11 protein-coding genes and 1 pseudogene are annotated in these 18317 nt (G+C 71.4%); 9 read left to right on the forward strand and 3 right to left on the reverse strand.

What is annotated here, in order from left to right:
- Positions 1 to 9: 9 nt before the first annotated feature.
- Positions 10 to 916: pseudogene (locus HC031_RS33540) on the forward strand (arginase family protein); the annotation flags it as partial.
- A gap of 794 nt (positions 917 to 1710) precedes the next feature.
- Here the strand turns inward: HC031_RS33540 and HC031_RS27285 are convergent.
- Complete coding sequence (locus tag HC031_RS27285) at positions 1711 to 3633, reverse strand: penicillin-binding transpeptidase domain-containing protein (protein ID WP_167928302.1); 1923 nt, start codon at positions 3631 to 3633, stop codon at positions 1711 to 1713.
- Positions 3634 to 3899: 266 nt separating this feature from the next.
- Here HC031_RS27285 and HC031_RS27290 point away from each other — a divergent pair, with 266 nt between their 5' ends.
- Positions 3900 to 8999: an NAD-glutamate dehydrogenase gene (locus HC031_RS27290; protein WP_167928303.1), complete on the forward strand. Its 5100-nt coding sequence runs from the start codon at positions 3900 to 3902 to the stop codon at positions 8997 to 8999.
- A 141-nt stretch (positions 9000 to 9140) separates the two neighbouring features.
- Positions 9141 to 10076 carry a hypothetical protein gene (locus HC031_RS27295; protein ID WP_167928304.1) on the forward strand — a complete coding sequence of 312 codons (936 nt, stop codon included), beginning with the start codon at positions 9141 to 9143 and terminating at the stop codon, positions 10074 to 10076.
- 44 nt (positions 10077 to 10120) lie between these two features.
- Here HC031_RS27295 and HC031_RS27300 read toward each other — a convergent pair whose 3' ends face one another.
- Positions 10121 to 11569 (reverse strand): glycoside hydrolase family 3 protein, encoded by a 1449-nt coding sequence (locus tag HC031_RS27300; protein WP_167928305.1) that lies wholly within the window; start codon positions 11567 to 11569, stop codon positions 10121 to 10123.
- A 130-nt stretch (positions 11570 to 11699) separates the two neighbouring features.
- Between HC031_RS27300 and HC031_RS27305 the strand changes: the two genes are divergently transcribed.
- From HC031_RS27305 to HC031_RS27330, 6 genes are all read left to right on the forward strand, one after another.
- On the forward strand, positions 11700 to 12881 hold the full coding sequence (locus HC031_RS27305) for an ROK family transcriptional regulator (protein WP_167928306.1): 1182 nt from the start codon (positions 11700 to 11702) through the stop codon (positions 12879 to 12881).
- Between the two features lie 36 nt (positions 12882 to 12917).
- Positions 12918 to 13757: an ABC transporter ATP-binding protein gene (locus HC031_RS27310; RefSeq protein WP_167928307.1), complete on the forward strand. Its 840-nt coding sequence runs from the start codon at positions 12918 to 12920 to the stop codon at positions 13755 to 13757.
- Between the two features lie 31 nt (positions 13758 to 13788).
- Positions 13789 to 14205 carry a YccF domain-containing protein gene (locus HC031_RS27315; protein ID WP_167928308.1) on the forward strand — a complete coding sequence of 139 codons (417 nt, stop codon included), beginning with the start codon at positions 13789 to 13791 and terminating at the stop codon, positions 14203 to 14205.
- Positions 14206 to 14245: 40 nt separating this feature from the next.
- Positions 14246 to 15019 (forward strand): enoyl-CoA hydratase-related protein, encoded by a 774-nt coding sequence (locus HC031_RS27320; RefSeq protein WP_167928309.1) that lies wholly within the window; start codon positions 14246 to 14248, stop codon positions 15017 to 15019.
- A gap of 170 nt (positions 15020 to 15189) precedes the next feature.
- On the forward strand, positions 15190 to 16812 hold the full coding sequence (locus HC031_RS27325) for an acetolactate synthase (protein WP_167928310.1): 1623 nt from the start codon (positions 15190 to 15192) through the stop codon (positions 16810 to 16812).
- 240 nt (positions 16813 to 17052) lie between these two features.
- Positions 17053 to 17787 (forward strand): phosphonatase-like hydrolase, encoded by a 735-nt coding sequence (locus HC031_RS27330; RefSeq protein ID WP_420813688.1) that lies wholly within the window; start codon positions 17053 to 17055, stop codon positions 17785 to 17787.
- A gap of 181 nt (positions 17788 to 17968) precedes the next feature.
- On the opposite strand, the gene HC031_RS27335 is transcribed toward HC031_RS27330, so the two are convergent.
- Complete coding sequence (locus HC031_RS27335; RefSeq protein ID WP_205863301.1) at positions 17969 to 18130, reverse strand: hypothetical protein; 162 nt, start codon at positions 18128 to 18130, stop codon at positions 17969 to 17971.
- Positions 18131 to 18317 lie beyond the last annotated feature (187 nt).

Below are 18317 nucleotides of genomic sequence, written 5' to 3' on the forward strand. Positions count from 1 at the left end.
ACGGTCGCGATGCGCCGGATCGCAGTCCTCGACGCGCCGTCCAACTTAGGGCTGCGGCCACCGACCGCAACCTCCGTACCGGGCTGTGCGAAAGCACCCGGCGCGCTTCGCGATCAGGGCCTCGTGGCGCGGCTGTCCGCGCGTGACGCCGGCTGTGTCACGCCACCCCGCTTCGACCCGGGCGACTGGCGCCCGGGCGACGGGGTGGCGCACGCCGGCCAGATCGCCTGGTACTCGCGGCGATTAGCCGACCGGATCGGCGCGCTGCTGGACGCCGGGGAGTTCCCCGTCGTGCTCGGCGGCGACTGCTCGATCCTGCTCGGCAGCGCGCTCGCGGCCCGCCGGCGAGCATCCGCTGTGGACGGCCGCGTGGGACTCGTCTACGTCGACGGGCACGCCGACTTCCGGCACCCCGGCAACGCCTCGTACGTGGGCGCCGCCGCCGGTGAGGACCTGGCCCTGGCGACCGGGCGCGGGCAGGCCGACCTGACCGACATCGAGAACCGCTGCCCGTACTTCCGCGACCGCGACGTCGTCGTGCTCGGCATCCGCAGCCACGACGAACACCGACCCGACCTGCACGCGGCCGGCATCGCGCACCGTGCCGCGCCGCAACTGCGCGCCGAGGGCGCGGCCCGTTCCGCGCAGTGGGCCCGCCGGCTGCTCGGCGACTGTATCGGCTACTGGGTGCACCTCGACGTGGACGTGCTCGACCCGGCCGTGATGCCGGCGGTCGACGCCCCCGATCCGGGCGGAATCGCGTACGCCGAGCTGGAACTGCTGCTGTCCGGGCTGGTCGCGACGCCGCACTGCCTGGGCGTGGAGATCACCGTGTTCGACCCGGACTACGACCCGAACGGCGTGTACGCCGCCGACCTCGTCGACTCGCTCGTGGCCGGGCTGTCCCCGGCGACCGGTGTCGCCCCGCTGGACTGGGGCGCGCTGGCGCCGGCCGCTCCACCGGAGCTACCTCGGGTGCCCCGGCAACCGTCGGTGCAGCCGTTCCCGCGCCCGCTCGCGCCCGTGGCCACCACGGTCGACGACGGCGTGACGGTGATACCGGCCGAGGCTGTCGGACCTGCGCCGGCCGAGGTGGCCGAGCCCGCGGTGGCGGCGGTTGCCGATCGCGCGGTGGCCAAGCCTGCGGTGGCGGCGGTTGCCGAGCCTGCGCCGATGGTGGTCGCCGAGCCCGCGCCGATGGTGGTCGCCGAGCCCGCGCCGATGGTGGTCGCCGTGCCTACGCCGGCCGAGGAGCCGGCCGAGGAGCCGGCCGAGGAGCCGGCCGAGGCTGTCGAGCCTGCGGCGGCTGCTGCCGGTCAGGAGGTCACCGGCCCGCGACGGCCGCTGGGGGCGCCCACGCCGCGCCGCTCGGCGCTCGACCGTCTCGCCTTCTCCGACACGTTCAACGCCGACCGGGCCGCGCTGGCGCGGAGACGCGGCGGAGGTGTCCCGTTGCGGCGGCGCGGCGAAAACACCGAGGAGACGACCCCGGCGGTGGATCGCGACGCCGAGGCGACCGGGTCCGGCTCAGTCGACCCGGCCCGTCCGTTCGCCGGCCTGGCCGAGCAGGTACGCGCGGCCGGCAACGGCCAGGTACCCACCGCGCGTACTCCGGTCGAGCCGCCCGCGGAGACCGCCTGATCTCTTCTGCGATCTTGGACACCTGGCGGGGTTATAGGCCCGCCAAGTGTCCAAGATCGTGGGGAGAACCTAGCCGAGCGCCGCGCAGAACCTCCCGGCGATCGGCACCGCGTTGTCGGTACTCAGCCCGCCGTTCTCCACGAACACGGCGAACGCGACGTCACCGCGGAAGCCCATGAACCACGAGTGCGTCTTGTTCGGGTCGTTGTTGTCGAACTCGGCGGTCCCGGTCTTGCCGTAGATCGGCGCCCCCGGTGTCCCGTTGATCGACTTGGCCGTGCCGTCGGTGACGACCTCGCGCATCATCTGCTTGAGCGCCGCCACGGACTCGGCCTTCAGCTGCGCCCCGGCCGCGGCCGGCTTGGCGGGCGCCGGCTCGGTGACGAGTTTCGGCTGCTGCCACTGGCCCCGGGCGACCGCCGCCGCCGCGCCGGCCAGCGCCGCCGGCGACACCAGCGTCTTGCCCTGCCCGAAGGCGGCCGCGGCCTGTTCGGCCTGGTCGGCACCGCTGGCCACGCTGCCCGAGAAGACCGGGGTGCCGAGGTCCCACGGAACCCCGATGCCGACCGTCTTGGCCGTCGCGGCGAGGCCGTCCGGTCCCAGCTTCGCCCCCAGTTGCGCGAACGCCGTGTTGCAGGACTGGGCGAAGTCCACGTGCAGCGGTACGTCGCCGAGCACGAAGTCGTGCGCGTTGTGGATCGGGGTACCGCCGGGCGCGGTGTACTCCTTGGGGCAGGACACGGTGGTGTCGGGTTTGGCCGAGCCGTTGTCGAGTACCCCGAGGGCCGTGACGGTCTTGAAGGTGGAGCCGGGCGGCACCTGCGCGGTCAGCGCCAGGTCGAGATCGCCCCCGTTCGGACCGTTGGCCACCGCGAGGATCGACCCGTCGCTGACCCGTACCGCGACCAGCGCTGACCGGTTCGGCTGGCCCGCGAGGGCCGCGTCCGCCGCGTTCTGCACCTTCTGGTCGAGGGTGGTCTTGACGTTCCCGCCCGGCTTGGGGTCTGCGCGGAACAGCTCCTTGCCCGACGAGCCGTCGCCGTCCTTGGCGGACCGGATGACGACCGACACGCCGGGCGAGCCGCCGAGCAGGCTGTCGTACTGCTGCTGCAGACCGCCGAGGCCGACCTGGTCCCCGATCTGGTACTTGCCGGGGTTCTTGTCCATGATCTCTTTGGTGACGTCGCCGACCTGGCCGAGGAGGGCCTTCGCGAACGTGGGCGTCGGCGCGAGCATCCGGTAGCTCTCACCGAAGTACAGCCCCGCCAGGTCGTGGATGGTGCTGCGGATCTTCTGGTACACGGGGTCGCGCAGGGAGATGACGTCGATCGGCGCCGTGCCGCCCGCCTTGATCTGCTGCGCCAGCGTACCGAGGTCGATGTCGCCGATGTCACTCTTGATCGACTTGAGGGCCGCGTCGATGACCTTCACCGTGCCGTCGGCGTCGTGTACCTCGTTGGGCTGTACCCGTACCGTGATGATCTTTTGTTTGGTGGTGATCGGCGCGCCCGAGCCGTCGAGGATGCTGCCGCGATCGGCGGCGGTGTGCTTCACGGCGATGGTGTCGCCCGCGGTGAGGTCAGGGTGCAGCGTGGTCGGGTCGAAGTAGACCTGCCACTTGTCGTCCTTGTTCTTCTGGGCCTTCGCGAGACTCTTGTACTCCCACTTCACGCCGGTTCCGACCGGCCACGAGTAGGTGAGTGGCGCGGTGGCGGAGTCGCCGTTGACGGTCGGCTTGCCCACCTTGACGGTCGGCTTCTGGCCGGCGAGGTCTCCTTCGAGCTTGGTGAGCATGTCCTTCGTGACCGGCTGCCCCGATGAGGTGAGCACGTTCAGACTGCCGAAGTCGCCGCTGGCGAGCCCCCGCGCGAACCGGTTGAGCGTGTCGTCCGGCGCGTTCGACGAGCAGCCGCCGAGCCCCGCGGTCAGCAGGGTGAGGCAGATGAGGCCGGCGGTCCAGCGCCGTGGATCGCGTCCGGCAGGTCGTGGCATGGGTGTCCTCCCCGTTAGCGGTCCCCGATGTCGATGTCGGGGTCCCGATCCGGCATTGTCGGACATGCGCTGTGATCCGCGCAGGTGGACTTTTCGGTCATCCCACGCAGATATCCGCTTTCCGATAGCGGTTTATTGTCTGATCGGGCACACCGGGCTGCCCTGCCGGCGGGATCCCTTCAGTCCGATCGGGTATGGACGAAGAAGGTCCTAAGCTAGGCGCGACGCTTCCCCACAGCGTGGTGGGGGACGAGGGGAGTACACGCATGGACCGCGACACTGCGGCGGGTGTCGATGACGTGTCCGACTACGGTGCCAGGGTGGCCCAGGTCGGCGACGACGCGACGAAGCAGGAGGGGCGGACGACCGGCTCCGCCGGCCTCGACGGATCAGACACGAGAGGTATCGACACAGCCGGCGCGGAAGGTATCGACGCAGCCCCGGACGCCCTCAACGGATGGCCCAGACCCGGCAGCGACCGGGCCGGCGCGGCCCGAGTCCCGAAGGCGGCCCCGGTGCACCGCCTGGAGGGCGGGCTCGCCGACGACCCGGATTTCGAACACTCCCTGCCCAACGCGGAACGGCTCGTCACGGACGCGATGAGGCTGGCCGCCGCCGAGGACGGCGAGGGGCTCGCCACGCTGGTCGGGCACTACTGGCGGCTGGTCTCCGACGAGGAGCTGGCCGGGCGGGCCGCGCCGGAGCTGGTCGCGGCGACCGTCTCCCACCGTGACCTCGCCGGCGAGCGGCTGCGCGGCCAGCTCAAGCTCCGCGTCACCCCGGCGGACGCCGCGGCCGAGCACACCGCCATCGAGCTCGTCACCGACGACATGCCGTTCCTGGTCGACTCGGTGACCGCCGCGCTGTCGTCGTGGAACCTCGATATCCACCTGCTGGCCCACCCGCTGGTCGTGGTCCGCCGTGAGCCGCTCGGCGCGCTGCGGGAGATCCGCGCCGGGGTGGAGGCGTCCGACGCCGAGCCCGGCGACATGGTGGAGAGCTGGATGCGCATCGAAGTCGACCGCATCCGCGACGAGAAGCTCCTCACCCGGATCACCAACGACCTCAACCGGGTGCTCACCGACGTGCGGGAGGCCGTCGAGGACTGGCCCAAGATGCGGTCGCAGGCCCTCGCGCTCGCCGACGAGCTGGCCGGCGCCCAGCTCCCGGTGCCGGACAAGGACATCACCGACTCCGTCGAGCTGCTGCGCTGGCTCGTCGACGACCACTTCACGTTCCTGGGCTACCGGGAGTACCGGCTGGAGCACGGCAACGACGGCGAGCTGCTGCTGAAGGCCCAGCTCGGTACCGGCCTGGGCATCCTGCGCGCCGACCCCGCCGCGCCCCGCGTACTGTCGTCGATGACCCCCGAGGCGTACGCGAAGGCGCTCGAGAAGCGGCTGCTGATCATCACGAAGGCCAACTCGCGGGCCACCGTGCACCGCGCCGCCTACCTCGACTACATCGGCTTCAAGACGTTCGACAACGACGGCAACGTCGTCGGCGAACGCCGCTTCCTCGGCCTGTTCTCGTCCTCGGCCTACCGGACGAGCGTGCGCGACCTGCCCGTGGTCAAGCGCAAGGTCAACGAGGTCATCCAGCGCTCCGGCCTGTCGCCGCGCAGCCACTCCGGCAAGGACCTGCTGGAGGTCCTGGAGACCTACCCGCGCGACGAGCTGTTCCAGATCAACACCGAGGAGCTGTACCGCACGGTGATGGGCGTGCTGCGCACCGCCGGCCGGCGACAGCTTCGGCTGTTCGTGCGCCGCGACGCGTACGGGCGGTTCATCTCCTGCCTGGTCTACCTGCCCCGGGACCGGTTCACCACACAGAACCGGCTCAAGCTCCAGGAGATCCTGGTACGCGAGCTCAACGGCGTCGGGCTCGATTTCACCACCCGGGTCTCGGAGTCGCACCTGGCCCGGATCCACTTCATCGTGCGTACCGACCCGGCCGACCCGCCGCGCGACATCGACGTGGAGGCGCTTACCCGCGAGCTGAGCGACGCCACCCGGCTGTGGGACGGAGACCTGCGGCTGGTGCTCGAGCACAAGCTCGGCGAGGAGCAGGCCAAGCGGCTGTACACCGTGTACAGCGAGGCGCTGCCGGACGTGTACAAGGACGAGCACACCCCACGCGAAGCGGCCAAGGACATCGCCAAGCTGGAGCTGCTCGACGAGCCCGGCCAGCTGGCGATGCACGTCTACCGCCACCGCCAGGACGACCGCGACATCAGGTTCAAGGTCTTCCGGTACGGCGAGCCGATGATGCTGTCCACGGTGCTGCCGGTGCTGCACTCGCTCGGCGTGCGCGTCACCGACGAGCGCCCGTACGAGGTGCACCGCTCCGACGCCACCATCTACCTGTACGACTTCGGCCTGAGCCTGCCCGCCGACGCCCGTGACCTGGCCGACGTGCGGCCGCACATGGAGAACGCGTTCTCGGCGGTGTGGCGCGAAGAGGCCGAGATGGACGGGTTCAACGCGCTCGTGCTCGGCGCCGGGCTGACCTGGCGGCAGGTCGTGGTGCTGCGCGCGTACGCCAAGTACCTGCGCCAGGCGGGTGCGGTGTACTCGCAGGAGTACATGGAGCAGACCTTCCTGCAGTACCCGCAGATCGCGTCCCTCCTGGTGGGGCTGTTCGAGACCCGGTTCGACCCCGCCTCCGGCCTGTCCGGCGGCGACCGGATCGCCAAGGCGCAGGAGCTGGTCGAGGAGCTCAGCACGCAGCTCGACGAGGTCACCAGCCTTGACCAGGACCGGATCCTGCGCGGCTATCTGCACCTCATCGAGGCGACGCTGCGCACCTCGTTCTTCCAGCGCACCGACGACGGCCGGCCCAAGTCGTACGTCGCGTTCAAGCTCGACCCGCAGCGGGTGCCGGACCTGCCGGCGCCCCGGCCGAAATACGAGATCTTCGTGTACTCGCCGCGCTTCGAGGGTGTGCACCTGCGCTTCGGCGCCGTGGCGCGCGGCGGCCTGCGCTGGTCCGACCGGCGCGAGGACTTCCGTACCGAGGTCCTCGGCCTGGTCAAGGCGCAGATGGTCAAGAACTCCGTGATCGTGCCGACCGGCGCCAAGGGCGGCTTCGTCCTCAAGCGGGCGGTGTCCTCCGCCGACCGCGAGGCGTTCATGGCCGAGGGCGTGGACTGCTACAAGCTGTTCGTGTCGGCGCTGCTCGACGTCACCGACAACCTCGACGGTGACGAGGTCGTACCGCCGCGCGAGGTCGTGCGCTACGACGGCGACGACCCGTACCTGGTGGTCGCCGCCGACAAGGGCACGGCCAGCTTCTCCGACCTCGCCAACGAGATCTCGCTCGCCCGCGGCTTCTGGCTCGGCGACGCGTTCGCCTCCGGCGGGTCGGCCGGCTACGACCACAAGAAGATGGGCATCACGGCCCGGGGCGCGTGGGAGTCGGTCAAGCGGCACTTCCGCGAGCTGGGCCGCGACATCCAGGCCGAGGATTTCACCGCCGTGGGCGTCGGCGACATGTCAGGTGATGTGTTCGGCAACGGTATGCTGCTGTCCGAGCACACCCGACTGGTGGCCGCGTTCGACCACCGGCACATCTTCGTCGACCCCGCGCCGGACGCCGCCGTCTCCTTCGCCGAGCGGCGTCGCCTGTTCGACCTGCCCCGCTCGTCGTGGGACGACTACGACACCTCGCTGATCTCGAAGGGCGGCGGCGTCTGGCCGCGTACGGCGAAGTCGATCCCGATCTCGCCCGAGATGCGTGACGCGCTCGGCATCGAGCCGTCCGTCACCGCGCTGTCGCCGGTCGAGCTGATCCGGGCCATCCTCACGGCGCCGGTCGACCTGCTGTGGAACGGCGGCATCGGCACGTACGTGAAGGCGCACACCGAGTCGAACGCCGACGTCGGTGACAAGACCAACGACCCGGTCCGGGTCAACGGTCGCGACCTGCGCTGCCGCGTCGTCGGCGAGGGCGGCAACCTCGGCCTCACCCAGCGCGGCCGCATCGAGTACGCCATGGGCGGCGGCTACATCTACACCGACTTCATCGACAACTCCGCCGGTGTGGACTGCTCCGACCACGAGGTCAACATCAAGATCCTGCTCGGGGCGGTCAACCTCGACTTCGAGCAGCGCAACGCGCTGCTGGCCGAGATGACCGACGAGGTCGCCGAGCTGGTGCTGCGCGACAACTACGCGCAGGCGTGCGCCCTGGGCACCGCCCGCGTCCAGAGCCGGTCGCTGCTGCCCGTACACCGGCGCATGATCGCTGACCTGGTGGAGCGCGGCGAGCTCGACCGGGAGCTGGAGGCGCTGCCGAGCGACGAGGAGCTCGACGCCCGGGCGGAGCAGGGGATCGGACTGGCCTCGCCCGAGTTCGCCGTGCTGCTGTCGTACGTCAAGCTCGCGCTCGAACACGAGCTGCGCGACTCGGGCCTGCCCGACGAGGACTGGACCCGCGACGTGCTCGTCGACTACTTCCCGACGCCGCTGCGGGAACGGTACGCCGACCAGATGGTCCGGCATCAGCTGCGCCGGGAGATCGTCGTGACCCAGTTGGTCAACGAGGCGGTCAACCGGGGCGGCACGTCGTTCGTCTTCCGCACGATGGAGGAGACCGGCGCGAGCGCGGCCGACGCCATCCGGGCGTACGTGGTGGTCCGCGAGGTGTTCGGGCTGGCCGACCTGTGGCAGGCGGTCGAGGCGCTCGACAACCGGGTGCACACCGAGGCGCAGACCGCCGTGTACCTGGAGATCCGCCGGCTGCTCGACCGGGCCGTCCGGTGGCTGGTGTCCAACCGCCGCTCGCCACTGGACGTACCCGGCGAGATCGCGCGCTTTCAGCCCGGCGTCGCCGCGCTGCTGCCGAAGATGGGCACGCTGTTCCGCGGGCTCGAGCGGAAGGCGCTGCGCGCCGAGGTCGAGACCATGGTCAAGCTGGGCCTGCCCGAGGAGATCGCCGAGCACGCGACGCGGCTGTTCTACTCGTTCGGCCTGCTCGACATCGTCGAGACGACCCACGCCACGGGCTGCTCGATCGACGAGGTGGCCGGCGTGTACTTCGCGCTGTCCGAGCGGTTCCGCGTCGACCCGCTGCTGTCGAAGATCTCGGCGCTGCCCCGGGAGGACCGCTGGCAGACGATGGCCCGCATGGCGCTGCGTTACGACCTGTACGCCGCGCTGGCCGGGTTGACCGCCGAGGTGCTGGCCGCGACGCCGAGCGGCAACGACGCCGAGAAGCGGGTACTGGAGTGGGAGCAGGCCAACACGACCTCGATCACCCGGATCCGCAACGCGCTGAACGAGTTCGACGAGTCGCGCGGTGACCTGGCGGCGCTGTCAGTACTGCTCCGTCAGATCCGCACGCTGGTGCGAACGACGGCTGCGTAGCGGTCCGTCGTCTCATGATCGCGGAAACTTTTCCGTGTGAGAGCACGGAAAAGTTTCCGCGATCACGGGACTGGCGGCGAGTTGTCCACAGGGTACGGACGGGGGCAGCGGTGACGCGCTCCCGTCCGGCAGTCTCGAGCGGTGCTCGATGAGATAGTCACCCGTCAGTGCGGTGCCCTCACACGCCGGCAAGCCCTGGAATGCGGCCTGACCGACGAGGCGATCAGGGCGCGGTTACGCAACCGGTGGCAGCGGGTTCTCGGCTCCATCTACGTCGCACACAACGGGCCGGTCGGCCGGGACTGTCTGCTGTGGGCAGCTGTTCTCCGGGCGGGCGACGGCGCGGTGCTCAGCTACGAGTCGGCTGCCGAAGCGGTCGGTCTCGTGGACGAACAGGCGTCACCGATTCACGTCACGGTGCCAACCGAGCGCAAGGTCCGCCGGACCCCTGGCATTGCGATCCATCGCTCGAACCGGGTGGACGCCGCGAGACATCCGATCCGGCTGCCACCGCAGACCCGGGTCGAGGAGACCGTCGTCGACCTGACGCAGAGCTGCGACCGGATCGGGGAGGCGATCGGCTGGATCACTCGGGCGTGCGGGCGGCGGCTCACCCGGCCGGAGCGCATCGCCTCGGCCATCGACGCGCGTAAGAAGGTGCGTTGGAGGGCGGAGTTACTGGCGGCGGTGGGCGACGTCGCAACCGGTGCGCAGTCGCCGCTGGAGGTGCGTTACCTGCGTCAGGTCGAGCGGGCGCACGGGCTGCCGGTCGGCAGCCGACAGTACGCCGTCGAGCGCTCCGGCGGCAGGTCCTACGACGACGTGCGGTACGCCGAGTTCGGCGTCGTGGTGGAGCTGGACGGCCGGGTCGCGCACCCGGACGAGGCGTGCTGGCGCGACCTGCGCCGCGACAACGCCTCGGTCGTCGGCGGGCGGCGGGTGCTGCGGTACGGCTGGGCCGACGTCGCCGGGCAGCCGTGCGCCGTGGCCGCCCAGGTCGCCACGGTGCTCCGGTGCGCCGGCTGGCGGGGTGCCCCGCGCCGGTGCGGCCCGTCCTGCATGTTGACTTCCCCATGATCACGGAAATTCGTCCGTGCCCTGGCACGGACGAATTTCCGTGATCATGGGAGGTGCAAGCTCTGAGCGGCGGCCCAGCCGTTGGCGTGGCTCGCGCCGTACGTCGTCACGAAGGCCCGTACGTTCTTCGGCCGCCACGACGACGGCCAGCCCATCTCCACCACCACGGTCGGCGCGTCGGCGGCCACCGATTCGATCAGGTCGGCCGCGCCGGGCAGGCGGTGCACCCGCCGCCCGGCGAAGACGATCGACCGGCCGGCCGCGAGCGCCAGCAGGGTGGCCGGGTCGGTCCGGTCCGCGACGACCCGGAGCTGATGGGCCACCCCGAGGTGCGGACCGAGCCCCCACGGCACCCGGCCGACGGCTATGGACGACTCCGACTCCAGTTGGACCACGAGGGGAGTGCCGAGACCGTCGAGCGGGCCCTCGACGCGTACGGCTTTCAGCGCGGCGGGGTACCCGATGCCGGGCTCGGCGTCGCCGCCGCGCGGCGCGTGGCCGGTCCACGTGGACAGCGCCGCGACCCGCTCGACGGCCTCCTCCACGCGGGCGAGCGGCAGCCGGCCGTCCCGGATCGCCGTCGCGATCCCGGCGGCGGTGGCCTCGACCAGCGCAGCGTCCACCCGGGCGCCGATGCACAGCAGGTCGCAGCCGGCGGCCAGGGCCGCGACGGCGGCCTGCGGGATGCCACCGGAGTGGAGAGTCGAGCCGCGCATCTCGAGCGCGTCGGTGATGACGACGCCGGTGAAGCCCAGGTCGCGGCGGAGCAGGTCGACCAGGGCCGGCCGGCTGAAGGTCGCGGGCAGTGCGCCGGTCAGCGCCGGTACCCGGAGGTGCGCGGTCATGATCGCTCGTACGCCGGCGGCGATCGCGGCGGCGAACGGTGGCAGCTCGCGGGCGCGGAGCACGTCGAGGGGCGCGTCGACGGTCGGCAGTTCCAGGTGGGAGTCGGCGACGGTGGCGCCGTGTCCGGGGAAGTGCTTCGCGCAGGCGGCGACCCCGGCTTCCTGCAGCCCCGTCACGGCGGCAGCGGCGTGCGCCGCCACCCGTACGGGGTCGGCGCCGAAGCTGCGGGTACCGATGACGGGGTTGTCGTCGTCGGTGTTGACGTCGACGGTCGGCGCGAGGTCGAGGTTGACGCCCGAGTCGGCGAGTTCGACGCCGAGCTGGGCGTAGATGTGTCGGGTGAGGTCGGGGTCGTCGACGACGCCGAGCGCGGCGTTGCCGGGGTACGGGCTGCCGGTGGCGTGGGCGAGCCGGGTGACGTCGCCGCCCTCCTCGTCGATGCCGATGAGTACGTCGGAACGGGCCGCGCGCAGGTCGGCGGTCAGCTTGGCGAGCTGGCCCGCGTCGGCGACGTTGTACGCGAACAGCACGTGACCGGCGAGGCCGTCGGCGAGCAGCGCGGTGGCCCACTCGGGCGGGGTCGGGCCGGGGAAGGCGGCGAGCAGCGTGCGTAGGGCCAGTCGTCGCAGGCCGGGATCCACCCCCACGCTCTCCCCTTTCGCGACGCCGACGTCGACCGCGGTGTTCGGGCGGTTACGCGTGACCGTACGCTAACTCTATTCTTAGCTGATCAAAGGGCTTAGTAAAGCTTCTTAAGCGTAGAAGGTCGTTCCTCCCATGAGTCCAGCCCCTGTACCCGGTACGCCCCGCCTGCTGCGCGCGCTCAACGACCGCGCCGCTCTCGAGCTGTTGCTGACCAAGGGGCCCCTCACCCGGGCTCAGCTGGGTGAGCTCACCGGCCTGTCCAAGGTCACCGCGTCCCAGCTGGTCGAGCGGCTGGAGGAGCGTGGGCTCGTCACCCGCGTCGGTGAGCTCGCCGGCGGCCGCGGACCCAACGCGCAGATGTACGCGGTCGTGCCGGCCACCGCGTACGTCGTCGGTGTCGACGTGGGCCCGCAGCACGTGGTCGCCGCGACCGCCGACATCACCGGCACGGTCGCCGGCCGGGTGGAGGTCGCCATCGGTGACGCCGACGACCCCGTACGGGTCGTGCACGCCGCCGTCGTCCAGGCCGCCGAGGCGGCCGGCGCGCCGCTGGACCGGGTACGCCGGGTCGTCCTCGGCACGCCGGGCCTGGTGGACGCGGCGACCGGGGAGATCTCGTTCGCCTGGGACCTGCCGAAGTGGCACCCGGGTCTGCTGGGCGCGCTGCGCGCCGATCTCGACCGGCCGGTCGTGTTCGAAAACGACGTCAACCTCGCCGCCATCGCCGAGCAGCACACCGGCGCCGCCGTCGGCGTCTCCGACTTCGTGCTCGTCTGGGCCGGTCGCGGCGTCGGCCTCGCGGTGATCCTCGGCGGTCGGCTGCACCGGGGCGCGACCGGCGCCGCCGGTGAGATCGGGTACCTCCCGGTGCCGGGCGCTCCGGTGCCCCGTGACGTCTCCCGTCGGTCCAAGGGGTCGTTCCAGCAGCTGATCGGCGCCGACGCGGTCCGGGCGGTCGCCCGTGAGCACGGCTTCAAGGCGGCCAGCGGCGCGGAGGCGGTACGGGCCGCGGTGGCCGCCGGTACCCGGGGCGGCCCGGTCCTCGACGAGATCGCGCGCCGGCTCGCGCTCGGCGTCGCCGCGGTCGGCGTCGTCCTCGACCCGACGCTGGTCGTCCTGGCCGGCGACATCGGCCAGGCCGGCGGCGCGGCGCTGGCGCAGCGGGTACAGCACGAGGTCGCCGCGATCTCGCTCGTCTCACCGCGCGTGGTGAGCACCGAGGTGGCGTCCGAGCCGGTGCTGCACGGCGCGCTGCTGACCGGGCTGGATGTCGTCCGTGAAGAGGTCTTCGGTTCGACGGTCAACGGCACCTGACGCCCGCCGGCCGTGCGCGGTCGCTGACGTGGTTGGATGGTCGGCGTGTCAGCGCCTGCTCAGCCCCCTGGAACAGAACCGGACGCAATCGACCCCGATGTCGTGATCGCCGTCAACTCGGTGACGGTGCGACGGGGCAGCACGTATCTCGTACACGACGTCAGCTGGCGCGTCGAGCTGGACGAACGCTGGGTCGTGCTCGGCCCCAACGGGGCGGGCAAGACCACCCTGCTCAACCTGGCCTCGGCGCGGCTGCACCCGACCACGGGCACCGTCCACGTGCTGGGGGAGCGGCTCGGCCGGGTCGACCTGCACGAGCTGCGGACCCGCATCGGTCTGGCCAGCGCCGCGCTCGCCGGGCGCATCCCGCCGGACGAGACCGTACGGGACGTGGTGGTGACCGCGTCGTACTCGGTGCTGGGCCGGTGGCGGGAGAGCTACGACCGGATGGACGTGGCGCGGGCCGACGCGCTGCTGGCGCAGTTCGGCATGGCGGCGCTGGCCGACCGCGCGTACGGCACCCTGAGCGAGGGGGAGCGCAAGCGCACCCAGATCGCCCGGGCCCTGATGACCGACCCTGAGCTGCTGCTGCTCGACGAGCCGGCGGCCGGGCTCGACCTGGGCGGGCGCGAGGACCTGGTACGCCGGCTGGGTGAGTTCGCCCAGGATCCCGACGCGCCCGCGATGGTGCTGGTCACCCACCATGTCGAGGAGATACCGCCGGGCTTCACCCACGCGCTGCTGCTCCGGGAGGGCACGGTCGTGGCCGCCGGGCTGCTGGACGAGACCCTCACCGCGGAGAACCTGTCCAAGACGTTCGGGCTGCCGTTGGCCCTGACCGTCACCGACGGCCGGTACGCCGCCCGCGCGATCTGACCGTCTTGCGCCCGCCGCGCACTATTGAGGTGTGCGGCTCGTCCTCAACGTCCTGTGGCTGATCTTCGGCGGTCTGCTGCTCGCCCTCGGGTACGCGATCGCCGGCCTGATCTGCTGCCTGCTCATCGTCACGATCCCGTTCGGCATCGCCTCGTTCCGGATCGCCAACTACACCCTGTGGCCGTTCGGACGGACCGTGGTGCGCAAGCCAACCGCGGGGGTGGCGTCGGCCATCGGCAACGTCATCTGGTTCATCGTCGCCGGCTGGTGGCTCGCGCTCGGCCACATCCTGACCGCGATCGCGCAGGCGGTCACGATCATCGGCATTCCGCTCGCGATCGCGAACGTCAAGCTGGTGCCGGTGTCGCTCGTTCCGCTCGGCCGTGAAATCGTCGATGCCGACGAGTTGCGGGCGTACCCGGGGCAGGTGGCCGCGTCCCGCCGATAGGCTGCCTCAAGGTCACGACGAGGTGAGGGAGGCAGGCGCAGTGGGACAGTTCGTACGGGTGGAGACCAGGGACGGCATCGGCACCATCCGGTTGGACCGGCCGCCGATGAACGCGCTCAACATCCAGGTGCAGGACGAGCTGCGCGAAGCCGCGCATCAGGTGGGCGTGGACGACGCCGTACGCGCCGTCATCGTGTACGGCGGCGAGAAGGTCTTCGCCGCGGGCGCCGACATCAAGGAGATGTCCGGCATGGGGTACGCCGAGATGGCGCCGCGCGCGCAGGAGATCTCCAAGGCGATCGACGCGATCGCCCGGATTCCGAAGCCGGTCGTCGCGGCCATCACCGGGTACGCCTTGGGCGGCGGCTGCGAGCTGGCGCTGGCCTGCGACTGGCGGATCGCCGCAGCCGACGCGAAGCTCGGGCAGCCCGAGATCAATCTGGGCATCATCCCGGGTGCGGGCGGCACCCAGCGGCTGGCCCGCCTCGTCGGCCCGGCCAAGGCCAAGGACCTGTGCATGTCGGGGCGGTTCGTCGACGCCGACGAGGCGCTGAGCATGGGGCTGGTCGACAAGGTGGTGCCGGCGGGTGAGGTGTACGACGCGGCCGTGGCGATGGTCTCCCGGTACACGAAGGGTCCGCTGCACGCGCTGCGCGCGGTGAAGCTGGCGGTCGACCGCGGTCTGGACATGGACCTGGAGTCGGGGCTGGCGTGGGAGACCCAGCTGTTCGCGGCGCTGTTCGCCACCGAGGACCGTACCGAGGGCATGGCGGCCTTCGTCGAGAAGCGCAAGCCCGAGTTCCGCGGGCGGTAGCCCATGGAGCTCCCCGATCTTGGACACTTGTGCGACCTATGGCTCGCACAAGTGTCCAAGATCCAGGCGTGGCGCGGCGGGTGTGGCGCGACGGGCGTGGTGCGAGGAAGCTTCACGTTTTCCTTACTCGGCGGTAACATGCGCGGACGGCACGCGACAGGAGGACGACGATGACGGAGCAGTTCGAAGGTCACGGCGGAGAGCTCGCCCTCACCGCGCTGAAGGCCTTCGGCGTCGCCGAGATGTTCACGCTCTCGGGCGCGCACGTGTTCCCGCTGTACGACGCCGCGCAGAAGGCCGGCGTCCGGCTCGTCGACGTGCGCCACGAGCAGTCGGCCGTCTTCGCCGCCGAAGCGGTCGCCAAGCTCCAGCGCCGCGCGTCGCTCGCCGTCCTCACCGCCGGCCCCGGCGTCACCAACGGCGTCTCCGGACTCACCAGCGCGCACTTCAACGCCGCCCCGGTCGTCGTGCTGGGCGGGCGGGCCCCGCAGTTCCGGTGGGGCTCCGGCAGCCTGCAGGAGATGGACCACCTGCCGCTGGTGCGGCCGGTGACCAAGCACGCCGAGACCATCTTCGCCACCGAGGACATCCCGGCGAAGGTCCACGAGGCGGTCACCGTGGCGCTCACCGCGCACCGCGGCCCCGTCTTCCTCGACCTTCCGCTCGACGTGATCTTCTCCCAGGCCGAGGTCGCCCTGCCCGGCCCGGTCGACGTGCCGGTGATCGAGCCCGACCCCGACGACGTCGCCAAGGCTGCCGCGCTGCTCGCCGCGGCCCAGCGGCCGGTCATCATCGCCGGGTCCGACGTGTACGCCGGTGGCGCCGTCGCCGCGCTGCGGGAGGCGGCGGAAGCGCTGCGGGTACCGGTGTTCACCAACGGGATGGGACGGGGCGCGCTGCCGCCCGAGCACCCGCTCGCGTTCGCCAAGGCCCGGCGGGTCGCCCTCTCCGGCGCCGACGTCGTCTGCGTCATCGGCACCCCGCTCGACTTCCGGCTCAGCTTCGGCGACTTCGGTGGGGCCCAGGTCGTACACATCGTGGACGCCCCGTCGCAGCGGGCCGCGCACGTGCAGACGGCGGTCTCCCCGGCCGGTGATCTGCGCCTGATCCTGTCGGCGCTCGCCGACCACACCGGTACCCGGGCCGACCACGATGACTGGGTCGCCACGCTGCGCTCGGCCGAGGACGCCGCCAAGGCCAAGGAGGTCGACGCCCTCGAGGCCGACACCGACCCGATCAAGCCCAGCCGGGTGTACGGCGAGCTGCGCAAGGTGCTTGACCGGGACGCGGTCACCATCGGCGACGGTGGCGACTTCGTGTCGTACGCGGGCAAGTACCTGGAGCCGGCCCAGCCGGGTACGTGGCTCGACCCGGGCCCGTACGGGTGCCTGGGCACCGGCATGGGGTACGCGATGGGCGCCCGGCTGACCTACCCCGACCGCCAGGTCTGCGTTCTGATGGGTGACGGCGCCACCGGCTTCTCGCTGATGGACGTCGAGTCGCTGGTACGGCAGAACCTGCCGGTCGTGATCGTGGTCGGCAACAACGGCATCTGGGGGCTGGAGAAGCACCCGATGCGGATGATGTACGGCTACGACGTCGCCGCCGACCTCCAGCCCGGCCTGCGCTACGACGACGTGGTCCGCGCGCTGGGCGGCGCCGGCGAGACCGTGGAGAAGGCGGCCGACCTCGGGCCGGCACTGCGCCGGGCCTTCGACTCCGGCGTGCCCTACCTGGTCAACGTCCTGACCGACCCGGAGGACGCGTACCCGCGCTCGTCGAACCTGGCGTAGCGGCCCTTACTGTTCACCGAGGGTGCGGGCCATCGCACCCTGCCCGCCGGTCACCGGTCGATCTGAGGGATCGGACGCGGGTCGTGTACCGGTGCCGGAACCCGGCGGGGCACCGAGAACCCGCATAACATGTGCTGAAAGTCACGCCCCGTTCATATTCGGGCCGTATCGGAATGCTCAACTGGACCCCCACCCCCGGGATCAACTGCGACAGCGAATCCGGATACGACAGCGAGAGGTGTGATAGTGGCGCACTGGCAGGTTGCCTGTATCGACATGGCGGGGACCACGATCCGTGACGACGGCCTGGTCGATCAGGCGTTCACGGTGGCAGTCGCGGGTCAGGGGGTGGCTCCGGGCACCGCCGAGTACGAACGGATGCGGGCCGTGGCCCGCAAGACCAGGGGGCAGAGCAAGATCGAGATATTTCGGCTGCTGCTGGGCGGGGACGAGCGGCGGGCGCGCGCGGCGAACGAGACGTTCGAGGAGGCGTACGGACTGCTCGTCGACGAGGGCGCGGTGACGCCGGTCCCCGGCGCCGCCGAAGCGATCGAGACGCTACGCGCCGCCGGTGTGAAGGTGGCGCTGATGACCGGGTTCGCGCGGGCCACCCAGGAAGCCATCATCGACGCGGTCGGCTGGCGGGGCCTTGTCGACCTCGCGCTGTCACCGGCCGAGGTGGGCCGCGGGCGACCGTACCCGGATCTCGTGCTCGTGGCGGCGCTGCGGTTGGGGGTCGACGACGTACGTCGGGTGGCGGTCGTCGGGGACACCCCACTCGACATGATCGCCGGGGGCCGGGCCGGCGCGGGACTGGTCGCAGGCGTGCTCACCGGCGGGTGCGACCGGCCGACCCTGCTCGCCGCCGGAGCCACCCACGTGATCGGGTCGGTGGGTGAACTTCCCAGCCTGCTGGACGTGGAGCAGCGCCGACCGGTCGAGCAGCGGCAGTCGGCTGCGCGCTCCCTGGCCTGACCAGATCAAGATCCGCGCAACGTTGCACGTACTGCTGCTTCCCGGCGCGCCGAGGCAGCAAGGTTGCACATATTGCGCGGCCCGGGTTGCGCGGTCCGGGTTGCGCGATCCGGGTTGCGCGGTCCGGGCGCGTCGTTCGCGCGGACCTACCCCGGCGCGTATGCGATGCGACGCACGGGGATCAGGTGCTCCACAGCTCACGTACCCGGCGGCGTACGCACTCCTCGCGAGGTAGGCCGCAGGTGCACCGGCGGTCGTCGAGGCGTATGCGGTGGTGGCTGGTGTCGGCGGTGGGCTCCCCGGTGGGCGCGGGGAGGAGCACCGGAGCGGACAAAAATGCCATATCAGGTGAGGGGTCCATCATGCCTCCTACCTGCAGAACGGTGAGCCGAGTCACGCCGGTTCAGCGACGACATGAACTTACTGACGGGTAACATCTCAGGCGTCTGGGCGGTCACGGGCCGCGGCGGAAAGTCCCGTAACGTGTGGCGAGTCGAGCATGCCGCGTGTGCATGAGGACGCAGTCGAGC

This window comes from Planosporangium thailandense (genome assembly GCF_011947195.1).
In the GTDB taxonomy this organism is placed as follows: domain Bacteria; phylum Actinomycetota; class Actinomycetes; order Mycobacteriales; family Micromonosporaceae; genus Planosporangium; species Planosporangium thailandense.